20 protein-coding genes are annotated in these 20,223 nt (G+C 68.2%); 14 read left to right on the forward strand and 6 right to left on the reverse strand.

Annotated features, from left to right (window positions below; translation table 11 throughout):
- Positions 1-107: 107 nt before the first annotated feature.
- Genes puuE through FHS74_RS16705 form a run of 4 tightly spaced genes read left to right on the forward strand, consistent with a single transcriptional unit; the run spans position 108 to position 4,049 of the window.
- Positions 108-1,043 carry an allantoinase PuuE gene (gene puuE, locus FHS74_RS16690; protein WP_184802572.1) on the forward strand — a complete coding sequence of 312 codons (936 nt, stop codon included), beginning with the start codon at positions 108-110 and terminating at the stop codon, positions 1,041-1,043.
- On the forward strand, positions 1,040-1,543 hold the full coding sequence (gene uraD, locus FHS74_RS16695; RefSeq protein ID WP_184802574.1) for a 2-oxo-4-hydroxy-4-carboxy-5-ureidoimidazoline decarboxylase: 504 nt from the start codon (positions 1,040-1,042) through the stop codon (positions 1,541-1,543). Before puuE ends, uraD begins: the two co-directional genes overlap by 4 nt.
- A complete protein-coding gene (locus FHS74_RS16700) occupies positions 1,540-2,808 on the forward strand; it encodes an allantoate amidohydrolase (RefSeq protein WP_246463186.1) in 1,269 nt (422 codons plus the stop codon). Before uraD ends, FHS74_RS16700 begins: the two co-directional genes overlap by 4 nt.
- Entirely contained in the window at positions 2,805-4,049 is a 1,245-nt protein-coding gene (locus FHS74_RS16705; RefSeq protein WP_184802575.1) for a M20/M25/M40 family metallo-hydrolase, read from the forward strand. Before FHS74_RS16700 ends, FHS74_RS16705 begins: the two co-directional genes overlap by 4 nt.
- A 21-nt stretch (positions 4,050-4,070) precedes the next feature.
- On the opposite strand, the gene FHS74_RS16710 is transcribed toward FHS74_RS16705, so the two are convergent.
- Positions 4,071-4,355, reverse strand: coding sequence for a hypothetical protein (locus tag FHS74_RS16710; protein ID WP_184802577.1), 285 nt, complete (start codon positions 4,353-4,355; stop codon positions 4,071-4,073).
- 122 nt (positions 4,356-4,477) lie between these two features.
- On the opposite strand from FHS74_RS16710, the gene FHS74_RS16715 reads away from it, so the two are divergent.
- The 5 genes from FHS74_RS16715 (at position 4,478) to FHS74_RS16735 (ending at position 6,438) form a co-directional block, all read left to right on the forward strand.
- Entirely contained in the window at positions 4,478-4,726 is a 249-nt protein-coding gene (locus FHS74_RS16715) for a type II toxin-antitoxin system Phd/YefM family antitoxin (protein ID WP_184802579.1), read from the forward strand.
- Positions 4,723-5,148: a type II toxin-antitoxin system VapC family toxin gene (locus FHS74_RS16720; RefSeq protein ID WP_184802581.1), complete on the forward strand. Its 426-nt coding sequence runs from the start codon at positions 4,723-4,725 to the stop codon at positions 5,146-5,148. The genes FHS74_RS16715 and FHS74_RS16720 overlap by 4 nt, the downstream gene beginning before the upstream one ends.
- Before the next feature lie 67 nt (positions 5,149-5,215).
- Positions 5,216-5,527, forward strand: coding sequence for an ArsR/SmtB family transcription factor (locus FHS74_RS16725; RefSeq protein ID WP_184802583.1), 312 nt, complete (start codon positions 5,216-5,218; stop codon positions 5,525-5,527).
- A 16-nt stretch (positions 5,528-5,543) separates the two neighbouring features.
- A complete protein-coding gene (locus FHS74_RS16730) occupies positions 5,544-6,026 on the forward strand; it encodes an SRPBCC family protein (RefSeq protein WP_184802585.1) in 483 nt (160 codons plus the stop codon).
- Positions 6,027-6,069: 43 nt separating this feature from the next.
- On the forward strand, positions 6,070-6,438 hold the full coding sequence (locus FHS74_RS16735; RefSeq protein WP_184802587.1) for a hypothetical protein: 369 nt from the start codon (positions 6,070-6,072) through the stop codon (positions 6,436-6,438).
- A gap of 31 nt (positions 6,439-6,469) precedes the next feature.
- Here FHS74_RS16735 and FHS74_RS16740 read toward each other — a convergent pair whose 3' ends face one another.
- Positions 6,470-7,210 carry an EAL domain-containing protein gene (locus FHS74_RS16740; RefSeq protein WP_184802589.1) on the reverse strand — a complete coding sequence of 247 codons (741 nt, stop codon included), beginning with the start codon at positions 7,208-7,210 and terminating at the stop codon, positions 6,470-6,472.
- A gap of 166 nt (positions 7,211-7,376) precedes the next feature.
- The gene (locus tag FHS74_RS16745; protein WP_184802590.1) at positions 7,377-8,804 is read right to left on the reverse strand and encodes an FAD/NAD(P)-binding protein; all 1,428 of its coding nucleotides are present in this window, start codon (positions 8,802-8,804) and stop codon (positions 7,377-7,379) included.
- Between the two features lie 384 nt (positions 8,805-9,188).
- On the opposite strand from FHS74_RS16745, the gene FHS74_RS16750 reads away from it, so the two are divergent.
- A complete protein-coding gene (locus tag FHS74_RS16750) occupies positions 9,189-11,657 on the forward strand; it encodes a TonB-dependent receptor plug domain-containing protein (RefSeq protein ID WP_246463187.1) in 2,469 nt (822 codons plus the stop codon).
- A 122-nt stretch (positions 11,658-11,779) separates the two neighbouring features.
- On the opposite strand, the gene FHS74_RS16755 is transcribed toward FHS74_RS16750, so the two are convergent.
- The gene (locus FHS74_RS16755; RefSeq protein WP_184802592.1) at positions 11,780-12,052 is read right to left on the reverse strand and encodes a hypothetical protein; all 273 of its coding nucleotides are present in this window, start codon (positions 12,050-12,052) and stop codon (positions 11,780-11,782) included.
- 365 nt (positions 12,053-12,417) lie between these two features.
- Between FHS74_RS16755 and FHS74_RS16760 the strand changes: the two genes are divergently transcribed.
- The 4 genes from FHS74_RS16760 (at position 12,418) to FHS74_RS16775 (ending at position 16,938) form a co-directional block, all read left to right on the forward strand.
- Positions 12,418-14,052: an adenosine deaminase family protein gene (locus FHS74_RS16760; protein ID WP_246463188.1), complete on the forward strand. Its 1,635-nt coding sequence runs from the start codon at positions 12,418-12,420 to the stop codon at positions 14,050-14,052.
- Between the two features lie 54 nt (positions 14,053-14,106).
- Complete coding sequence (locus FHS74_RS16765; protein ID WP_184802842.1) at positions 14,107-15,066, forward strand: nucleoside hydrolase; 960 nt, start codon at positions 14,107-14,109, stop codon at positions 15,064-15,066.
- A gap of 179 nt (positions 15,067-15,245) precedes the next feature.
- Entirely contained in the window at positions 15,246-16,019 is a 774-nt protein-coding gene (locus tag FHS74_RS16770; protein WP_184802594.1) for a substrate-binding periplasmic protein, read from the forward strand.
- 142 nt (positions 16,020-16,161) lie between these two features.
- Entirely contained in the window at positions 16,162-16,938 is a 777-nt protein-coding gene (locus FHS74_RS16775) for a transporter substrate-binding domain-containing protein (protein ID WP_184802596.1), read from the forward strand.
- A gap of 51 nt (positions 16,939-16,989) precedes the next feature.
- Here the strand turns inward: FHS74_RS16775 and FHS74_RS16780 are convergent, their stop codons facing one another.
- Positions 16,990-19,167, reverse strand: a complete 2,178-nt coding sequence (locus FHS74_RS16780; protein WP_184802605.1) for a formylglycine-generating enzyme family protein — start codon at positions 19,165-19,167, stop codon at positions 16,990-16,992.
- A gap of 10 nt (positions 19,168-19,177) precedes the next feature.
- Positions 19,178-20,146: a nucleoside hydrolase gene (locus FHS74_RS16785; protein ID WP_184802607.1), complete on the reverse strand. Its 969-nt coding sequence runs from the start codon at positions 20,144-20,146 to the stop codon at positions 19,178-19,180.
- Positions 20,147-20,223: the final 77 nt, after the last annotated feature.

Raw genomic sequence — 20,223 nt, forward strand, 5'->3', positions numbered from 1 at the left:
CACGATATGCTGGCGGCCTATGCTGGACCTTTAAGGGTCGCGGCGGCAACCCTATCGGGCGATGATGCGTCTTAAGGGCTGTGATACAGGCGGGAGACCACACGGGCATGACGGCGGATTATCCTCGCGACCTGATCGGCTACGGCGCCACCCCGCCCCAGGCAGACTGGCCGAACGCGGCCCGCATCGCGGTGCAGCTGGTGCTGAACTATGAGGAGGGCGGGGAGAACTGCGTGCTGCACGGCGATGCCGCGTCGGAGGCCTTCCTGTCGGAGATGGTGGCGGCCCAGGCCCTGCCGGGCGTGCGCCACATGTCCATGGAATCGCTGTACGAATACGGATCGCGCGTCGGCGTCTGGCGCCTGCTGAAGCTGTTCGAGCGCCAGAAAATCCCCCTGACCATCTTCGCCGTCGCCATGGCCGCCGAACGCCATCCGGCGGTGATACACGCCATGGTGGACCAGGGCCATGAGATCGCCAGCCACGGCTATCGCTGGATCAACTACCAGTACATGTCCCCGGAGGAGGAGGCCGCGCACATGCGCCAGGCCATGACCATCCTGGAACAGGTCAGCGGCACGCGGCCCGTCGGCTGGTACACCGGCCGCACCAGCCCCAACACCCGCCGCCTGGTGGCGGAGCATGGCGGCTTCCTCTACGACGCCGACGCCTATGACGACGACCTGCCCTATTGGCAGGACGTCGCGGTCAGCGATGGCGGCACCCGGCCGCAATTGATCGTGCCCTACACCCTGGACTGCAACGACATGCGCTTCGTCCAGGTCCAGGGCTTTCACTCCGGCGACCAGTTCTTCACCTACCTCAAGGACAGCTTCGACGCCCTGTATGCCGAGGGGGCGGAGACGCCGCGCATGATGTCGGTGGGCCTGCACTGCCGCCTGGTGGGCAAGCCCGGCCGCATCCAGGCGCTGGAACGCTTCCTGGATTATGCCCGGGGCCACGAGGGCGTGTGGTTCGCCACCCGCGCCGACATCGCCCGCCATTGGCACGCCCGGCATCCGTACAAGGGCGCTGTCGCATGAGCGAAGGTTTCGACAGCCGCGAGGCCTTCGTCGCCCGCTTCGGCGGGGTGTTCGAGCATTCGCCCTGGATCGCGGCGCGGGCCTGGGACGCCGGCCTGCCGTCCGACGCCGCGACGGCGGACGGCCTGCACGCGGCCCTGGTGGCCCCGTTCCGCGCCGCCAGCCGGGAAGAGCGCCTGGGGGTGCTGCTGGCCCATCCCGACCTGGCCGGCCGCCTGGCCGTCCGGGGCGAGCTGACGGCGGACTCCACGGCGGAACAGGCCTCCGCCGGGCTGGACAAGTGCACGCCGGAGGAATTCGCCCGCTTCCAGTCCCTGAACAACGCCTACAAGGCGCGCTTCGGCTTTCCCTTCATCCTGGCGGTGCGGGGCCTGACCCGCGCCGCCATCCTGGCCAACTTCGAGGGCCGCGTGGACAACGACACGGAGACGGAGTTCGCCACGGCGACAGCCCAGGTGGAGCGCATCGCGCTGCTGCGCCTGCGGGAGATGCTGCCATGAGCGGTATCTTCGGCCCCGCCCTGATGGCGCGCCTGGAGAACTTCGCCCGGCACAGCGCCGATGCCCCGGCCCTGACCCGCCTGTACCTGACACGGGAGCACCGCGCGGCAGCCGACCAGTTGCTGATCTGGATGCGCGAGGCGGGGATGGAGGCGCACGTGGACGCCGCCGGCACCGTTGTCGGCCGCTATGAGGGCCTGGCACCCAACCAGCCCGCCCTGCTGCTGGGTTCCCACATCGACACGGTGCGCAATGCCGGCCGGTATGACGGCAACCTGGGTGTGCTGGCCGCCGTCACCGCCGTGGCGGAGCTGAACCGCCGGGGCGAGCGCCTGCCCTACGCCATCGAGGTGCTGGGATTTGGCGATGAGGAAGGCGTGCGTTTCCCCGTCACCCTGACCGGCAGCCGCGCCGTGGCGGGAACCCTGGCGCCTGACGCGATGGCCGCGCGCGACCGCGACGGCGTTACCTTGGGCGAGGCGCTGAAACTCTTCGGCGGTGATCCGGCCCGACTGGACGCCGTGGCCCGGGACCCGGCCAAGGTGCTGGGCTTCGTCGAGGTGCATATCGAACAGGGGCCGGTGCTGGAAAGCCTGAACCTGCCTCTGGGCATCGTCACCGCCATCAATGGCGCCAGCCGCTACGCCGTCACCATCACCGGCCAGGCGGGCCATGCCGGCACCGTGCCCATGGGCCTGCGCCGCGACGCGCTGGCGGCGGCGGCGGAAATGGTGCTGGCCGTGGAAGCGCGCGGGGGGGCGGAGCCCGACCTGGTTGCCACCGTGGGCCGCATCGAGGCCAAGCCCGGCGCCATCAATGTCATCCCCGGCCAGGTCACCTTCACCATTGACCTGCGCAGCCCCAGCGACGACAGCCGCCGCCAAGCCGCCGCCGACTTGGCCGAGACGCTGACCGCCATCGCGGGGCGACGCGGCGTGACCCTGGAACTGCGGCAGACCCACGATGCCGCCGCCGCCCGCTGCCATCCGGGCCTGATGCGCCAGCTAGACCAGGCGGTGGCGAGGGCGGGCCTGTCCATCCACCGCCTGCCCAGCGGCGCCGGACACGACGCCATGGCCCTGGCGGCCCTCTGCCCCATCGCCATGCTGTTCGTCCGCTGCAAGGGCGGCGTCAGCCACCACCCGGCGGAAAGCATCACGGGGCCCGACGCCGACCTGGCCGTCGCCGTGCTGCTGGACTTTCTGCGCCGTTTCGAGCCCGTTTCCCCCATCGCTCCTTACCCCGCCAAAGGACCGCTTTCATGACCACCGATGTCGGCGCCACCGTCCACGCCTTCCTGACGGCCAAGCGAGAGGAGCAGGTCCGCTTCCTGGCGGAACTGATCAAGGTGCCGTCCGACAACCCGCCGGGCGATTGCGCCCCCCATGCCGGCCGAGCCGCCCAGTTGCTGGAGGGCCTGGGCTATGCGGTGGAGCGGCATGCCGTGCCGGAGGACCTGGTCAAGGCCAACGGCATGATCAGCGCCACCAACCTGATCGTGCGCCGGACATTCGGGACCGGCGGCCCCACCATCGCGCTGAACGCCCATGGCGATGTGGTGGCGCCGGGCGAGGGCTGGACGGTCGATCCCTATGCCGCCACCATCAAGGATGGCTGGATGTATGGGCGCGGCGTCGCCGTCTCCAAATCCGACTTCGCCTCCTACACCTACGCCCTGATGGCGCTGGACGAACTGGCCCGCCAGGGTGCCGCCCTGAACGGCACGGTGGAACTCCACCTGACCTATGATGAGGAGGTGGGCGGGGAGATCGGGCCCCGCTGGCTGCTGGACCAGGGCCTGAGCAAGCCGGACTACGCCGTGTCCGCCGGCTTCAGCTACGGCATCGTCACCGCCCACAACGGCTGCCTGCATCTGGAGGTCGAGGTGCGCGGCAAGTCCGCCCACGCGGCCTTGCCCGCCACCGGCATCGACGCGCTGGAGGCCGCGACCGTCATCCTCGGCTGGCTGTACCAGCATCGCGCCGGCTATGCCGCCACCGTCTCGGCCGTGCCCGGCATCGGCAGCCCGCAGTTGACCGTGGGCCTCATCTCCGGCGGCATCAACACCAACGTCGTGCCCGACCGCATCACCTTCCGCCTGGACCGTCGCCTGATCCCGGAGGAGCAGGGTGCCACGGTGGAGGCCACCTTGCGCCAGGTCATCGCCGCGGCGGCCGCCGAACGGCCGGAGGCGACGGTCACCGTCCGCCGCATCCTGCTGGCCGAACCGCTGAAGCCCATCGCCGGCACCGACCGCCTGACCGAGACGATCAGCCGCCACGCCAGCCGCATCCTGGGCGAGCCGGTGGCCGCCAAGGGCGTGCCGATCTACACCGACGCCCGGCACTACGCCGCCGCCGGCATCCCCACCGTGCTCTATGGCGCCGGCCCCCACACCATCGAGGAGGCCAACGCCCACCGCGCGGACGAACGCCTGCCGCTGAGCGACCTATACAAGGCGACGGAGGTCATGGCCCTGACCTTGGTGGATTTCCTGACAGCCTGACGATGTGCGCAGGCGCTGCCCTCACAGCCGGGGCCGGCGCGGCTTCCAGGGCTTGCCGCTGACGATCTGCGCCAGGACCAGGGCGCCGTTGATCAGGCCCAGCGCGCCCAGGATGAGCGCGCCCAGCCGGGCGCCATGCAGGGGACCGCTGTCAAGCAGGGGATCGGCCACCAGCGCCGCCAGCGCCAGCACCGTCACGCCGCCCATCAGCAGGAAGCCCTTGCGGACCCTGGCCGTGCGCAGGCCATGGACGCAGATGGCGAGGATGGCCAGCAGGCCCACGGCGGCGAGGATATCGAGGATCATGCCGGCTGTCTTACGGGATGACCGGCGGCGATGGCTATCGGTTTTTGACATGCCCCGGGCGACTTGCGGCCATCGGCGAAAATGACCATATTGACCAATATGGTCATCGAAGGGATCGCGCCATGAAGACCTGGACCGTCGCGGAAGCGAAAGCCAAGTTCAGCGAGGTGATCGACCGTGCGGCCGCCGGCACACCGCAAGTGATCTCCCGTAACGGCCGAACCACCGCCGTCATCGTTTCCGCCGAAGAGTGGGAGCGCAAGACGAAACGGGTGGGCAATCTGGCCGAGTTTTTCGCCGCGTCCCCCTTGCCGGATTCCGGCTTGTCCGTGGAGCGCACGCCGGAGCGCCCTCGTGAGACCGATCTTTGAACTATCTGCTGGACACCAACGTCGTGTCGGAGTGGGTGAAACCCCGTCCGGACGCAGGCGTCATGCAATGGCTGGCCACGGTGGATGAAGATCGCGTCCATCTGAGTGTCGCAACCCTGGCGGAACTGCGCCAGGGCATGCAGCGACTGGTGCCCAGCCAACGCCGGGATCGCCTGGACATCTGGCTGAAGGATGACCTGCCGCTGCGCTTCGACCAGCGCATCCTGGCCATCGATAGCGCCGTGGCCGATGCCTGGGGCGTTATCGTGGCGCGGGGGCAAGCCTCCGGCCGGTCGATCAGTGTCATGGACGCCTTCATCGCCGCGACGGCAGAAGTGCATGACCTGACCCTGGTGACGCGCAATGTGGCCGACTTCGGTCTGCTGAAGCAGCCAATCCTGAATCCCTGGACCGCCGCCTGATGGCAGCCGCGCACCTGGGTGGGTCATCTCTCTTGACTCTTCCGTTCGTCATGACTTACCGTAAGTCATGTCTTACGAACAAGCCTTGACCGCCCTGGCCGATCCCACCCGGCGGGCGGTGTTCGAGCGGTTGCGGGCGGGGCCGCAGCCGGTGGGGGAGCTGGCCCGCCACCTGCCCATCAGCCGGCCGGCGGTGTCGCAACATCTGAAGGTGCTGAAGGATGCCGGCCTGGTGACCGACCATGCCGAGGGGACCCGCCGCATCTATCACATCGACCCGCACGGCCTGGGCGCATTGCGCCGCTGGCTGGACCAGTTCTGGGATACCGCGCTCGACGCTTTCGCGGCCGAGGCGGAAAGGACCGCCGATAACCCCTAATCAGGGAATCACCGCCATGACGCCTGCCGAGACGCGCACCATCGCCATCGCCCCCGTCGTGAAGACGGTCCAGGTGAGGGCCAGCCAGGCCCACGCCTTCCAGGTCTTCACCACCCGTTTCAGCAGCTGGTGGCCGTCCACCCATCACATCGGCAAAACGCCCATGGTGAACGCAGTCATCGAGCCGAAGGTGGACGGCCGCTGGTACGAGGTGGGCGATGATGGGTCGGAATGCGACTGGGGCCGCGTGCTGGCGTGGGAGCCGCCAGCACGCCTGGTGCTGAGCTGGCATCTGGACGGCGATTTCCAGTATCGCACCGACACCTATTCGGAGGTGGAGGTGACCTTCACCGAACTTGACGCCTCCCTGACCCGGGTGACGTTGGAACACCGCGACCTGGAGCGCTTCGGCCTGGAGAATGGGGCGCGGCTGCGCGGCAAGGTGGATGGCGGCTGGGCCGGCATCCTGGACCTGTATGGCGTGGCGGCGAACCGCTGAAGGACGGCACCGACCAAACGGGGGGCCCAAACGGGGGGCGACAATGGGCAAGAGGGTGGACCGCGTTCTGGCGGTGCTGTTGATCCTGGGGGCAGGCGGGCACACCGCCGGCTCCTTCCGCGCCTATGGCGACCAGCCCATCGTGCTGCTGTGGTCGCTATGCGCCAGCGTGCTCGTCATTCTGCTGGGGGCGGTGAACCTGCTGCGCAGCGGTAGGCCGGCCGATCGCGCGCTGGCCTGGCTCAGCGCCGGCGGGCTGGTGGCGTGGATGGCCAGTTGCGTCGCCTTCGCCGCGATCGCCGGCACGTGGCTGGAACCGCACGCCGTCTTCTTCTTCCTGCTGTCGGCCGGCCTGCTGGCCTTCAGCTTGCGGACGGCGCTGCGCCGCGAAAGCTGGCCGCCACCGGCCTGACACGCCCCATCAAAGCTGGGCGGCGGACCGCTTAAAGCCCGACGGGCATGGGCAGGGCCTCGAACCCGGGCCGGGCGAAGAGATAGCCCTGGAACAGGGTCATGCCCATGTCGCGCAGCGCCTGAAGCTCGGCCTCCGTCTCCACCCCTTCCGCGATGGTGGTGATGTTCAAGGTGCGGCAGACTTGCAGGATGGCGCTGACGATCGTGCGCGCCACGAAGCGTTCATGGATGTCCCGGGTCAGTTCCATGTCCAGCTTGATGACCTGGGGCTGGAACTTGGCCAGCAGGTTGAGGCCGGCATAGCCGGCGCCGAAGTCGTCAATGGCGGAAATGAACCCCTGACGCTGGTATTCCTGGAAAATGCCCAGCAAATGGGCCGGATCCTGTACCGGCTCGTTCTCCGTTACCTCGAACATCAACCGATCAAGCGGCATGCCCACCCGGCGGCTGGTGCGCAGGGTGGTCCGCAGGCAATTCTCGGGCCGGTAGACGGCGGCCGGCATGAAATTGATGGACAGCTTCGCGGAGGTGGCCGGCAGCCCCAACCGGGCCGCCAGTTCTATCGCCTTCACACGGCAGGCCTGGTCGAAGGCGTATCGGTTGCCGGCATCGACCTGGCCCAGCACGGAGGCGGCAGACTGCCCGTCCGGCCCGCGGACCAGGGCCTCATACGCGAAGATGCTTCGGCTGGACAAATCCACGATGGGTTGGAAGGCCATGGAAAAAGAGAAGGGAAGTTCGGTCCCCTCCAGACAGGCCTCACACGTCATGCCACACCACCGCCCTATATCATGCCACGGGAAACGGCCGCCCGGGTCCTCTCCAAAACCATGATGGTACTTGGGAACGGTTGGCTATTGATCAATGACCGAATCGGTCGAACCATCATGATCAGGTATGCGCGGTCCACAGCCAGGGCAGGCATTGGGCAACCGCTCAGGCATCCGCCGCGACACGGACATGGCGATCGATATAGGCGCTGATGTGCTGAGCCAACGTCGCCGCCTGCATCCGGATATCCGGCACCGCCGTCATTTCCCAGAACGTGCCGCGGGTGACCGGACCGATGGCGTAAAGCCCGGCGACAGGCCGGCCGCCGGCGTCCAGCACCCGCGCCTCCACATCCACATCCAGCCCCAGATGCAGGGGATCGGGGCGGATGGTGCCCTGGGCCAGCAGATCGCGGACCAGCGGGTCGGTCACCCGCAGGATGTCGCAGCAGGGTCCGGAACAGTTGATGACCTGGTCCACTGGGAAGGTGATGTCCGATGCCTCATTACGGGGGCGGTAAGTCACCCGCACCCGGCCCTGCACGGCGTCCGGGACCTCCTCTATCCTCTGCAGGCGGCCCGCGGTGACGATCAGCGCGCCCGTCGCCTGCAAGGCGGTCAGCTGCGTGGCCACCGATGGCGCCAGGCGGTGGCGGTGCACATCCCACCAAGGCCGCAAATGGCGCAGGAAGCGCTTGCGCTCCACCAGCGGCAGGGCCTGCCAGTAGGCGACGGTTCGGGGCCGCAGGCTGTCGATCACCGGTTGCCAGGCTCGCCCGGCGGCTTGTTCCTGACGGACGGTACGCCGCACATGGGCCAGGATGCGGGACAGCGAGGCCGGCATGTCCGGCGGCGGCGGCACGACATGGGGGGCGGCGTCGGTATGGCGACGGGGCAGCAGACCACGCCGCGACAGCGCCACGATCTGCCCCTGGTGGCCGCGCGCGCGCAACGACAGCACGGTATCCACCATGGTGAGCCCGGTGCCGATGACCAGCACGCTGTCACGCACGCCAATGTCCCGGGCGACGCTGGGCGCCCAGGGATCGGGATGGAAGCGGGGCGAGCGGAAGAAGGAACCGTCAAACAGATGCGGCGGCTGGGGCGGGAAGTTGCCGATGGCCAGGACCGCGGCGTCCAGGGTGTATTCACGGCCCACATCCAGGCGCACCACCATGCGCTCTCCCTCCCGCCGCAGGGCGACGGCGGTGTCCGGCACCAAGATGAGGCGACCGGCCGAGCGCGACTGCTTGGCCGCGTCCGACACCAGCTTCTGCAGGTAATGGCCGTAGGTCTGCCGGGCGACGAAGCTGGCGGGCCCCGCCCCCTCGGCCCCGGGGACGGCGTCGCCCTGGGCGCGCAGCCAGGACAGGAAATGTTCCGGCTGGTCCGGGAACGCGCTCATGTTGCCGGCGCGCACATTCAGCAGATGGGCGGGATTGCCGGTGGCGTATGCGAGGCCGCGCCCGAAATCGGAGGCGCGTTCGATCAGCAGCACGCGGGGACAGTCGACCCCACGGGAAAGAAGGTGCAAGGCCAGCAATGAGCCGCTGAAGCCCGCGCCGATGATGGCGATGGTCGGCCGTGTCGTCATAGGGTGTTCCTGCCCGGCGCCAGAGAGGCGGCCCAAGTTGGTCCCCATGCTCAATGGCCGCCACCCCGCTGTCAAGCGACGTTTGGCTTACATAACACATTATCCATAACGTGAAATGAAAAAGCCCGGGGATCAGCCGAAAGGCCTGACGTCTATACCATTCGGGCATGGCACCCCCGCCCGCCAAACGATGCGATCGACACTTGCAGGACTATCGCACATCGGTCCATGCTTTTTGTGGTTGTTGAATTAAATTATGCACAGAAAAAAAGTGTTGTTATTGCTCCTTCCCGTGATCCGGGTGGGCGCGTGGTGACGACGCCTCGTCCGGACGCCCTTCCAGAACGGCACCGGACGGTGATAACCTCATGGGAGCCTTCATTCATGTCCATCATCCTGCCCCGCCGCCGTCCGGCGGCCACCGCCCTGGCGCTGATCCTGGGCGCCCCCTTTCTTGCCCTCGCCGCCCAGGCGGCGGAGCCCTCCCCCCAGGCCACCAGCGCCAATAGCACCTTAAGCGACCTGGACGAGGTGGTGGTGACAGGCACGCGGCGCAGCGACCGCACCGTCGCATCCTCCCCCGTGCCCATCGACGTGCTGCCGGTGGAGGAACTGGAGAAGACGGGCCTGGTGCAGACCACCCAGATGCTCCGGGCGCTGGTGCCCAGCTTCAACTTCCCGCAGCCGGCCAACACCGACGGCACCGACCATGTCCGCCCCGCCACCCTGCGCGGCCTGAGCCCCGACCAGACCCTGGTGCTGGTCAACGGCAAACGCCGTCATGTCAGCGCCGTGCTGAACCTGAACGGCAGCGTGGGCCGCGGGTCCGATGCCGTGGATCTGAACACCATCCCGTCCATCGCCATTGAAAAGATCGAGGTGCTGCGCGACGGCGCCGCCGCCCAGTATGGCTCCGACGCCATCGCCGGCGTGATCAACATCCGCCTGAGGGGCCAGGACAGCGGCGGCAGCGCCGCCGTGGAATATGGCGAATACGGCGCCGGCGACGGCCAGACCGGCCGGGTGGAGGCCAATGTCGGCCTGCCCCTGCCGCGCAACGGCTACGTCACCCTGTCAGCGGAGGCGCATCGGTCGCGCCCCACCGACCGTTCGGGCGATGACCCGCGCCAGCAATATCTGACGGCGGGCGACCCGCGCGAAGCCACGTTCAACCGCCATGACAGCCGCTTCGGCGATCCGCTGGACAAGGAATACAACCTTTTCCTGAACGCCAGCCTGCCGGTGAGCGACAAGGCGGAGATCTACGCCTTCGCCAGCCTGGGACAACGTGACGGGCAGAGCGCCGGCTTCTACCGCCGGGCGCTGGACGCGCGCACGGTGCGGGCCCTGACGCCCGATGGCTACCTGCCCTACATCACCTCCAAGCAGTTGGACCTGTCCACCACGGTGGGCGTGCGCGGCGACCTGCCCGACGACTGGACCTATGACCTGAGCGTCGACTATGGCCGCAACCGCTTCGACTATGGCGTGGAGAATTCGGTCAACGTGTCCCTGGGCACGGCCAGCCCGCGCAGCTTCTACGCCGGTGAGCTGGTATCGGACGACCTGGTCGGCAACCTGGATGTCCGCAAGCTGGCCCATGTCGGCTTCCTGCCCGACACGCTCTCCATCGCCTTGGGCACGGAGGTGCGGCGCGAGGACTACACCATCAAGGCCGGCGAACCCGCCAGCTACATCAACGGTGGGGTGCCGGTGCTGGACGGCCCGTCCAAGGGGACGCCGGCCGCCCCCGGCGCCCAGGTCTTCCCAGGGTTCGAGCCCGCTGACGCCGGCACCAACAGCCGGGGCAGCGTCGGCACCTATGCCGAGCTGGAAACCAAGCTGACGCCCGATTTCCTGGTCAACCTGGCTGGCCGATACGAGCATTACAGCGACTTCGGCGACACCACCAATGGCGAGCTGTCGGCCAAGTACGACCTGATCTCGTTCCTGTCGGTGCGCGGCGCCGTCAGCACCGGCTTCCGCGCGCCCTCCTTGGCGCAATCGCACTACTCCGCCACCAGCACGGTGTTCATCAACAGCGTGCCCTATGACGTGCGCACCTTCCCGGTCACCGATCCGGCGGCCAAGGCGCTGGGGGCCGAGCCGCTGAAGCCGGAGAAATCCACCAACTACAGCGCCGGCCTGGTGTTTCGCCCGGCGGACAACTTTTACGCCACTGTGGATTTCTACCAGATCGACATCGATGACCGCATCGTGCTGTCCGAGAACCTGACCGGCGCGGCGGTGGTGAAGTTGCTGGCGGCCAACGGCGTCACCGGCGTCGGCGGCGGCCGGTTCTTCACCAACGCCGTCGACACCCGCACGCGGGGTGTGGATATCGTCGGCCGCTACGCCATCGACCTGGGCGATGTCGGCAGCCTGTCGCTGACCGCCGGCCTGAACCTGAACGACACGGAAGTGACGCGGGTTGAGGGCAATCCGTCGCAGTTGGCCAGCCTGGGCACCACCGTCTTCCGCTTCGGCCGGTCGGAGAAGGGGCGCATCGAAAAGGGCCAGCCCAAGAACAAGCTGAACCTGGCGGCCACCTATGACTGGGACAAGCTGTCGACCACGGTGCGCACCACCCGGTATGGCAGCACCACGTCGCTGGACAGCAGCAACCCGGCGCTGGACCAGACCTATGGCGCCAAGTGGATCACCGATATCGCCATCAGCTATCAGGTGACCGACGCCATCGGCGTCACCGTCGGGGCGGACAACGTGTTCGATGTCTATCCCGACAAGGTCATCGCCGCCAACAGCACCAGCGGCATCTATCCCTACAGCAACTACTCGCCCTTCGGTTTCAACGGGGCTTTCTACTACGGCCGCGTCAGCTACAAGTTCTGATAGGCGCGCGATGACGGCGGCCGCCCGAGGACCATCCCCGTGGCGGCCGTATCCTTTTAGCGGGATGCGATCACCTGTGATCGCATCCCGCTCGTAACCTGTTCATGATGGAGCCCCCTGGCTCAGCCCTTGGGCGACGGCTTGGGCTTGTGCGCGTCGAGGAAGGCGCGGAACTGATCCTGGTCCAGGAAATACAGCTCCAGGCACTTCTCGTAATCGGCCTTCTCTTTAATGACCCGGCACAGGGTCTCCGCGTCCTCATTCTCCTTCTGCTGCTGGATGACCGCCTTCTTGTCGGGATCGGGCTGAGGAGATGTCTGCGCCACCGCCGGCAAGGCCAGCAGCAGGGGAAGGGCGACGGGGACGCAAAGGGCGAAAGCGGAAAGGATACGCACCGGTAACCTCCTGACGGCTGGCTTCAAGGCTGGGGACGGCGCCCCCTACGACCGGAAGTTTAGCGACCAACGGTTAAGGTTCAACACAGCGTTTCCATAGCCCCCGGCTATCGCCGCCCCCGTCGCCGGCTTGAAAGTCTTCCCGGATTTGCCGGGTGGCATGCCTGGCCGTCCACCGCCATAATGCCCTGGAGTGGCAACGGCATAACCGCCCGCGGCCCCCGCCCCTGGTGTGCCGACGGCCTGACCCTGTCCCATCCGGCGGGGTGCGCCATGGGTGGTCAGAACGATAAGGGGCATGGGGTATGAGCATGGGGGGATTCCGCACCCGACGGGGACGCACCGGGATATCGGGGCGCCGTCTGATGCTGGCGGCAGCCAGCCTGCTGGTGACCGCATGCGCGGCAGAAGGTGGACCAGGCGCCGGGCCGGCGGTGGTACCCCCATCCGCGCCAATGGTGGTGGCGCCCCCGGCCCTGACAGCGGAAGCCAAGACCGCCGACCTGTTCAGCCATCTGCGGTCGGATCCCGTGCGTCTGGCCATGTTCCTGCGCCGCATGCCCAAGGGGGCGGACCTGCACAACCACCTGACAGGCGGCATCTATGCCGAGAACATGGTGGACTGGGCGGCGGCGGGAAGCGCCTGCGTCGAGCCCAAGGCCCTGGTGCTGAAACCCGCCCCCTGCACCGGCGGCCTGGTGCCCGCGGCGGACGCGCGGCGCGATGTCGGCCTGTACAACCGCCTGATCAACACCCTGTCCATGCGCGGCTTCGTGCCGGGCGCCGAGTCCGGCCACGACCATTTCTTCGATACCTTCGCCAAATTCGAACCGGCGGTGAAAACCCACGTGGGCGAGATGCTGGCGGAAGCCGCCAACCGCGCCGCCGCCAGCCACGTGCTGTACCTGGAACTGATGTGGTCCAACGGCATGTCCCAAGCCGCCGGCCTGGCGGCCAAACTGGGCACCCCGGCGCCCGGGGCGACCGCCGGGGACACCGCGACGTTCGACGCCTGGCGCACGGCGGTGGAGCCCGGCCTGCCGGCCGTGATCGCCGCCGCCAAGGCCGACACCGACGCGGCCGAGGCGCGCATGCGCCAGATCCTGCGCTGCGGCACGGCCGAGGCCCAGCCCGGCTGCGCCGTGCAAATCCGCTATCTGGCCCAGGTCATCCGGGTGCTGCCGGCGCCGCAGGTGTTCGCGCAGAGCCTCTACGGCTATGCCCTGACCGCCGCCGACCCCCGCTTCGTCGGCATCAACCTGGTGGCACCGGAGGACAACCCGGTCAGCTTGCGTGACTACGGCCTGCACATGCGGGCGCTGCAATACCTGGGTGCCCGCTATCCCGCGGCCAACCTGTCGCTGCATGCCGGCGAGCTGACGCTGGGCCTGGTGCCACCGGAGGATTTGCGCGACCACATCCGCCTGGCGGTGGAGGTGGCGGGCGCCAAGCGCATCGGCCACGGCGTGGACATCGGCCAGGAGACCGGCGCCCAGCAGCTTCTGCGCACCATGGCGGAGCGGGGCGTGCTGGTGGAGATCAACCTGACCAGCAACGACGTCATCCTGGGTGTGTCTGGCCGCGACCATCCCATCACCACCTACCGCGCCTTCAGCGTGCCGCTGGCGCTGTCCACCGATGACGAGGGCGTGTCGCGCATCGACCTGACGCACGAGTATGGTCGGGCGGCGGAGACCTACGCCCTGGACTACGCCACGCTGAAGGCCTTCTCCCGCAATGGGCTGGAGCACGCCTTCCTGCCCGGCGCCAGCCTATGGGCGACACCGGGCCAATTGGCGGCCGCCTGCGCCGGCGCGGCACCCGGCGGCACCCCGACGGCCCCCTGCCGGGCCTTCCTGGACCAGAGCCCCAAAGCCGCCCTGCAATGGCGCCTGGAGGCTGATTTCAACGATTTCGAGGCGGCGGTGGCCACCGAAACCGAAAGCGGCTTGTGGGGCCAGGGCCACCACCCTAAAACCACGCCCCAATCTCCCAGCTGAGTTCTCCCTGCCTGAGTTCTCCCCACCTGAGTTATGACGAGAGAGTCCGTGGCCATGCGCCTTCTGATCGACACCGACACCGCCGGCGACGACGCCTTCTCCCTGCTGCTGGCCCTGCGCAATCCCAAGGTCCAGTTGGACGCCATCACCATCTGCCACGGTAACGTGACGTTCGACCAGTGCGTGGAGAACGCGCTGTACACGGTGGAGGCAGCCGGCCGCTCGGGCGAAGTGCCGGTCTATCCGGGCGCCCGCCTGCCGATGATGCGCAAGCCACTGGACGCGGCCTACGTCTTCGGCAAGGACGGCATGAGCGACGCCAACTATCCGCCGGCCAAGCAGCGGCCGGAAACCCGCCACGCCGTCGACGCCATCATCGACACCGTCATGGCCCACCCGGGTGAGGTCACCATCATCGCCCAGGCGCCGCTGACCAACCTGGCGCTGGCGGTGATGAAGGAGCCGGCCATCGCCCAGGCCGCCAAGCACCTGTGGATCATGGGCGGCACCGACAACGCCGTGGGCAACGTCACCAGTGCCGCCGAGTTCAATTTCTATGTCGATCCCGAAGCCGCCAAGATCGTGGTCAACGCCGGCTTCAAGGCCAGCCTACTGACCTGGACCCGATCCATGGTGGAGGGCGTGATCACCAGCGCGGAACTGGACGCCATCGCCGCCCTGGACACGCCGGTCTCGCGGTTCTTCACCCGTGTGAACCGCGACAGCCTCGCCTTCTCCCGCGATCGCCAGCGCATCGACGGCAGCATCCATCCCGACGCCCTGACCTGCGCCTGCGCCCTGGATGAAAGCCTGGTGCTGGAGGCGGAGGACTGCGTGGTGGATGTGGAGACGGCGGGCACCCTGACCCGCGGCTATTCCAGCGTGTCGTCCGCCATCCTGCCCGATGCCGCCGACGCTGACCCGGACCTGGCGCCGCAGGTCCCGAACATGCGGGTGATCAAGCGCGCCGACCGCGACGGCTTCGTGCGCATGATGACCGACGCCGTGCGCTAAGCACAGCCACCGGTGGTGGCGCCCCCTATCCTTTTCGTGTAGCCTGTCCGGGTAAGTCGTTCGGATGAGCGCACGGATTCGCCCGCCAATATCCTGTTCCAGGGTGGCGTGCTCCAGACCTTCTTTGACGCGCATCCCAGCCTTCGATCACCCGGGACCGAACACACGGGGGGGCCGTCATGAGTGGCATCACCCTGGATCGCCGGGTCCTGTTCCTGGGGGCTGGCGCCCTTGGCCTCAGCCGCTGGCCCGCCGCGCGGGCGGCGATCCCCACCTTGCGCTTCGTTTACGCCGAGAATGTGGTGCCGTTCAGCTTCGCCGATGCCGACGACAACGCCACCGGCCTGTTGAAGGACGACGTCGACGTGGTGCTGGCGGCGGCGGGCTATACCCAGGTCAGCACCCTGATGCCCTGGGCCCGCGCCCAGGCCATGGTGCGCATGGGCCAGGCCGATGGGTTCTGCACAGTGCCATCGGTGGAGCGCGGCGCCTATGCCCTGTTCTGCCAGCAACCGGTGATGAATTGCGACATCGGCATCTGGCACCGCCGTGACGATCCCCGCTTGCAGACCGTGGACAGCCTGGATGAGCTGGCGACGTTCCGCCTGGGCAGCTATGTCGGCAATGGCTGGGCGACGGAACACATGCGCGGCGCGGCCAACATGGCCTGGGTCTCCGACCCCGTCAGCGTGCTGAAGATGCTGGCCGCCGGCCGCATCGACGCCTTCGTCCACGATGAGCTGCAAATGAGTTATCTGGCCCGCGGCGCGGGGCTGACCGCCGCGTTGGCCTACACCGTCCGCCCCTTCCTGGGCACGGTGGTGCGCACGCTGGCCCTCCGCCGCAGCCTGCCGGAGTGTGCCGCGGTGGTGGCCGCCCTGGACGGGGCCATCCTCGCCCGCCGCGCCGAGCTGGACGCCCTGGCGCAGCGGGTACGGCTGGGCATGACGTGACCGAAGACGCGCTTAAGGTCGTGGGGCATCCGGGTGTAGGGTGTACGGCAGGCGGACGGGGTAGCCTATGGGACGGGGACATCCGGAACGGAAACGGGAAGAAGGGCGGCGCGGGACGTGGTCCTGGCGGGCGGGCGCCCTGGTGGTTGCCTTGTCCTGCGCGCCCTGCGGGCAACACACGATAGCCGCCCCCACGCCCGATGGCGTGCATGAGCCGGCGCGGGACCTCCGGATCCCCTATCATGGCCCGGCGGACGCCAAGTCCCCCAGCATGTGCGAGGAAATCATGCTGGCGCTGGTGCGCCAGGTGGCGGGAGTACGGCTGGTCTGGTCCACCCAGTGGCTGACCCATGGCCGGGCCGTGCAGGAGCTGGCCGCCGGCCGCCTGGATGCCGACTGCGGCTACTATCGCACGCCGGAGCGTGAGGCCCAGTTGCTGTATTCCCGGCAGGCCGCCATCCGGCTGGAAACGGTGCTGGCCGTACGGGTCGACGACCCGGCGACCGTCGAGAGCTTCGATGACCTGCGGGCGGCGTTGGCGGACGGGCACGACATGGTCCTGGTCAACGCCGGCTCCGCTTTCCTGGATCGTCTGCACCAGGCCGGCATCAGCGACCGCAACATCGACGCCTGGGCCAGCCATAGCGACACCAACCTGCGCAAGCTGATGCGCGGCAGGGGCCGCTTCTTCATCTTCCGCAACCCCGGGCTGACTGAAATCATCCAGAGCAATGGCTGGGACGGGCGTGTGCGGGTCCTGCCCCACCCCCTGGCGATGGATGAACAGTTCCTGGTCTTTTCCCGCCATCTGGATCCCGCCCTCCGGGAACGGCTAGAGGCGGCGCTGGCGGGCCTGGCGGCGGATGGCACACTGGCCCAGATCGCTCAGCGCCATGGGGGGCGTCCACCAGGACTGTAAAGCATCGCGCTGGGCGGAATCGTCTTTGCGCGTCAAGCGGCTCGCGCGGACTCAGCCCGCGTCCTTGACGCAACGGAAACCCACCAGGGCGGAGCGGTCGCGCGACGGCGCCATCAGCAGCAGCTTGCCATGCTGGTCGTTGCGGTAGGCCTGCGGGAAGTACCAGATGGAACCCTGGGGCTGGTAGGGGCTGCCACCGCGCAGGATGGCGGCGCGGGTGTGTTCGTCCTGGTATTCGTCCGTCCATTGCCAGACGGCACCCACCAGATCCTGCACGCCGAAGGGGCTGGCGCCCGCAGGATGCGCGCCCACGACGTCAGGCGGCCGCGACAGACGGCCCCGTTCCGGTACCGGCACGGCGTCATCGCGCCAGACGTCGCCCCAGGGATAGCGGCGACCATCCGGCCCCTGTGCGGCGTATTGCCATTCCCACTCATGGGGCAGGCGCTTGCCGGCCCAGGCGGCGTAGGCCCGCGCATCCTCCTGTGACACCCAGGTGACTGGGCGGTCATCCCAGCCGGCGGGGTAAGTGCCCCCCTTCCAGTCCTTCAGGAAGTTGCGATCGTCCTTGGGGTGGTAGCCGCTGGCATCCAGGAAGCGCTTGAAGTCCGCGTTCGTCACGGGGAAGCGGTCGATGAAGAAGCGCGGGAGGGACAGGCGATGCTCATGATGGCGGCGGGGGCTCTCCTCCCAGGGATAGGCCACGTCCACGCCGGCGGCGGTGCCCCCCTCGATCTCCAGCCCCTGGACGCGGAAGGTGAAGTCACCGGCCGGAATCTCCACCATGCCCGGCGGCGCCTCGGCAGCCGGCGCCGTGGCCGGGATGTCGACCAGACGCTGGGGCAAGGGCGCCCAGGCGCGCGGCAGGTTCGACAAGTTGACGGCCGTCATCGCCTTCATGCGCCCCATCAGCGCGGCCGTGGCGCTATCAGGGGCGCCGGGCAGGGCCAACACGGCACCGAAGCCCTGGGCCTCCACCGGGAAGGCCAGCAGGAGCTGATCACCCTGGTGCCGCGGCGTCAGTTCCACGCCGTGGTACAGGTCGAAGTAGCGCAGCGCCGGCTGGGCGGGGACGGCCAGCACCGCCTGGTCCAGGGCATGATCGTTGCGGTTGATGAGGGTCCAGGCGACACGGCCGTCGGCGCCCGGCCAGCGGCTGGCGAAGACGCCGTTGGCCAGCGTGGGATAGAAGGGCTGCCAGTCCGGGCTGGACAGCAGGGGGGCAAGGCCCCGTTCCAACGTCGCGACCCGGCGCATGGCCTCGCCATCGCGGGCGCTGATGCCGTTCCAGATGCCCCAGACGTTCTCCCACGCCTCCCATCCCACGCCATTGAAGAAGGCGTAGTGCAGGTCATCGGTCTTGTCCCGGGCCCAGCGGTCGGAGATGTTGACCATGTGGCGTGTCTCCAGCCACTTGTAGCGGTCGACCTTGGGCACGGGCGTGAAAGTGTACTGGCCCCAGGACATGAGGTCCCAGGCCACCGCCTCATCCGCCATCACCCCTTCCGGCTGGAAGGCCAGCGGATTGCCGGCCTTGTCCGCCGCCAGGGAAAAGGCCAGCGGCACGCCATCCTGGGTGTCACCGTTGATGCCGTCGATGCCGATCTCCCGGGCGAGGTCCGCGATGGCCTGCGGCCAGGGCCGGGCTGGCGCCCGGGTTCCCTGGTCCCACATCATCATGGGCAGCAGCACCCGCACCCCCCGTCGGTGGAAGTCCGCCACCATGGCCTTCACCGCCGTCAACCCACCCGGCAGGTTGGCCACCTGGTCCAGCTGGTTGCGATCATCGATGCCCATGTTGGGATAGTCGGGCCACAGCAGAACGGCATCGATGCCGCCGAAACGGGCCGTCAAATCGTCCAGATAGCGGTCGACGGTGTAGCGGCCGGCGACCGGATCATAGAAATAGCGGTCCTCCACCATCATCTGGGTCTGGACGAAGCTGGTCCGCGTCCAGGCCAGGCGGGGATCGTCATAGCGGGCGGCATCATAGCCGATGCGGATGCGCCGCTCCTGGCGCCAATGGCGGATGTCCGCCAGCCAGGCGTCATAATCGGCCGCCGTGCACTCCTGGTTCCCCCCTTCCCACGCCTCACGCGGGGTGAGGCAGGGCGGACTGTTGATCATCAGCTGCTTCCAGCTGCCATAAGGCACCGCATGCGTGTCCTGCGCGCCCGCCGGGCCGGCCGTCAGCAGGCCCAGGAGTAGCGCGGGGACGAAGCGGCGCATGGCGTTCCCTTCAGGGCTGGGTCAGCAGGTTGTTCATCAGCAAATCCAGGATGCCTTCCTTATCCTCTTTCAGGCAGACCTGCATGTTGGTGGGGCCGGGCGCCGGCACCGTCTCCCCCTTCGGGCCCACCGTCAGGCGCAGGGGCGTGGCGGGACACAGCTTGGGGTCCAGCACATAGGCCACGGGCACCAGGTCAAACAGCGTGGGGGTGATCTGGCCCCAGCCGTTGAGCCGGCGCCACTGGTGGTACATCAGGGCCAGCGCGTCAGTCATGGGCGTGCCGGCGGCAAACAGGATGTCGCGCTTCACCTCGTCCAGTTTCAACCGCGTGCTGTCCAGCGGCATGACCACCAGGGGAACGCCGCTGGCGAACAGCTTCCGGGCGGACGGGATGTCGGAATAGATGTTGTATTCCGGCGTCGGTCCCTTCAGCGGGCCATAACCCGTGTCGTCATAGCCGGCATGGACCGATCCGCCCATCATCACCACCCGCTTGAGCTTGGCAAAGCCTGCGGGGTCGCGGTCGATCACCGCGCCCAGGGTGCTGGGCGGCGCCAGCGAGATCAGGGTGACCTGACCCGGATAGCGGCGCGCCTGCTCCAGAATGAAGTCAACGGCCGAGGGCACGGCGGCGACCGGGGCCGGCTGCGCCTCCGCCCAGCGCTTCTGGGTGTACGGCGTGGTATTGGCGGTGGCCGGGCCTTGGGCCACGGGAATATCGGTGCGGCCGGCGATGGCCAGCAGACGATGCAGCTGGCGCACGCGCAAGGCCGTGTCACCCCACGCGGCGGTGACGCCCAGGACCTCCAGGCGCGGATCGGTCAGGGCAGGCGCCAGCGCGAAAGCGTCGTCGATATCATCGCCGATATCGGTGTCGATGATGACCTTTTCCGTCGCCAGCGCGACGGGCGGCGCCAGCACGAAGGTGCCCAACACGCCCATGGCGAGCGCGCGGAACAGGAAAGCGATTCGGATCATGAGTCCCCTCAGGGGCGCCAGGGCCCCTCCACGCCGGCGGGGTTCCGGCGAATGAGGTCCCGTCACGGTATCCCGGC

This window comes from Nitrospirillum iridis, assembly GCF_014205765.1.
Taxonomy (GTDB): Bacteria; Pseudomonadota; Alphaproteobacteria; order Azospirillales; family Azospirillaceae; genus Nitrospirillum; species Nitrospirillum iridis.

Coding starts and splice junctions, on each gene's coding strand:
- puuE (WP_184802572.1), top strand. CDS start 108: ATGACGGCGGATTATCCTCGCGACCTGATCGGCTACGGCGCCACCCCG.
- uraD (WP_184802574.1), top strand. CDS start 1,040: ATGAGCGAAGGTTTCGACAGCCGCGAGGCCTTCGTCGCCCGCTTCGGC.
- FHS74_RS16700 (WP_246463186.1), top strand. CDS start 1,540: ATGAGCGGTATCTTCGGCCCCGCCCTGATGGCGCGCCTGGAGAACTTC.
- FHS74_RS16705 (WP_184802575.1), top strand. CDS start 2,805: ATGACCACCGATGTCGGCGCCACCGTCCACGCCTTCCTGACGGCCAAG.
- FHS74_RS16710 (WP_184802577.1), bottom strand. CDS start 4,355: ATGATCCTCGATATCCTCGCCGCCGTGGGCCTGCTGGCCATCCTCGCC.
- FHS74_RS16715 (WP_184802579.1), top strand. CDS start 4,478: ATGAAGACCTGGACCGTCGCGGAAGCGAAAGCCAAGTTCAGCGAGGTG.
- FHS74_RS16725 (WP_184802583.1), top strand. CDS start 5,216: ATGTCTTACGAACAAGCCTTGACCGCCCTGGCCGATCCCACCCGGCGG.
- FHS74_RS16730 (WP_184802585.1), top strand. CDS start 5,544: ATGACGCCTGCCGAGACGCGCACCATCGCCATCGCCCCCGTCGTGAAG.
- FHS74_RS16735 (WP_184802587.1), top strand. CDS start 6,070: ATGGGCAAGAGGGTGGACCGCGTTCTGGCGGTGCTGTTGATCCTGGGG.
- FHS74_RS16740 (WP_184802589.1), bottom strand. CDS start 7,210: ATGACGTGTGAGGCCTGTCTGGAGGGGACCGAACTTCCCTTCTCTTTT.
- FHS74_RS16745 (WP_184802590.1), bottom strand. CDS start 8,804: ATGACGACACGGCCGACCATCGCCATCATCGGCGCGGGCTTCAGCGGC.
- FHS74_RS16750 (WP_246463187.1), top strand. CDS start 9,189: ATGTCCATCATCCTGCCCCGCCGCCGTCCGGCGGCCACCGCCCTGGCG.
- FHS74_RS16760 (WP_246463188.1), top strand. CDS start 12,418: ATGCTGGCGGCAGCCAGCCTGCTGGTGACCGCATGCGCGGCAGAAGGT.
- FHS74_RS16765 (WP_184802842.1), top strand. CDS start 14,107: ATGCGCCTTCTGATCGACACCGACACCGCCGGCGACGACGCCTTCTCC.
- FHS74_RS16770 (WP_184802594.1), top strand. CDS start 15,246: ATGAGTGGCATCACCCTGGATCGCCGGGTCCTGTTCCTGGGGGCTGGC.
- FHS74_RS16780 (WP_184802605.1), bottom strand. CDS start 19,167: ATGCGCCGCTTCGTCCCCGCGCTACTCCTGGGCCTGCTGACGGCCGGC.
- FHS74_RS16785 (WP_184802607.1), bottom strand. CDS start 20,146: ATGATCCGAATCGCTTTCCTGTTCCGCGCGCTCGCCATGGGCGTGTTG.